The organism is Vagococcus sp. CY53-2, from assembly GCF_022604695.1.
In the GTDB taxonomy this organism is placed as follows: Bacteria; Bacillota; Bacilli; order Lactobacillales; family Vagococcaceae; genus Vagococcus.
This window is the reverse complement of the sequence record NZ_JALAHP010000022.1, coordinates 291-849: the sequence shown is the minus strand read 5'-3', so window position 1 is coordinate 849 and position 559 is coordinate 291. Positions and strand designations below refer to the sequence as shown.

Sequence of the window (559 nt, the reverse complement as noted above, 5' to 3'; positions counted from 1 at the left end):
GAGATGTTGGGTTAAGTCCCGCAACGAGCGCAACCCTTATTGTTAGTTGCCATCATTTAGTTGGGCACTCTAGCGAGACTGCCGGTGACAAACCGGAGGAAGGTGGGGATGACGTCAAATCATCATGCCCCTTATGACCTGGGCTACACACGTGCTACAATGGACAGTACAATGAGTTGCGAGACCGCGAGGTTTAGCTAATCTCTTAAAGCTGTTCTCAGTTCGGATTGTAGGCTGCAACTCGCCTACATGAAGCCGGAATCGCTAGTAATCGTGGATCAGCATGCCACGGTGAATACGTTCCCGGGCCTTGTACACACCGCCCGTCACACCACGAGAGTTTGTAACACCCAAAGTCGGTGAGGTAACCTTTTGGAGCCAGCCGCCTAAGGTGGGATAGATGATTGGGGTGAAGTCGTAACAAGGTAGCCGTATCGGAAGGTGCGGCTGGATCACCTCCTTTCTAAGGATAATTACGGAAAACACATTACGTTTTACTTTGTTCAGTTTTGAGAGGTCTACTCTTAAATAGGGGCCTTAGCTCAGCTGGGAGAGCGCC

General features: G+C 50.6%; 1 rRNA gene. It reads left to right on the top strand.

Going from position 1 to position 559, the window contains the following annotated elements:
• A 16S ribosomal RNA gene (locus MN581_RS10025) occupies nt 1–463 on the top strand; the annotation flags it as partial.
• Between the last annotated feature and the right edge of the window lie 96 nt (nt 464–559).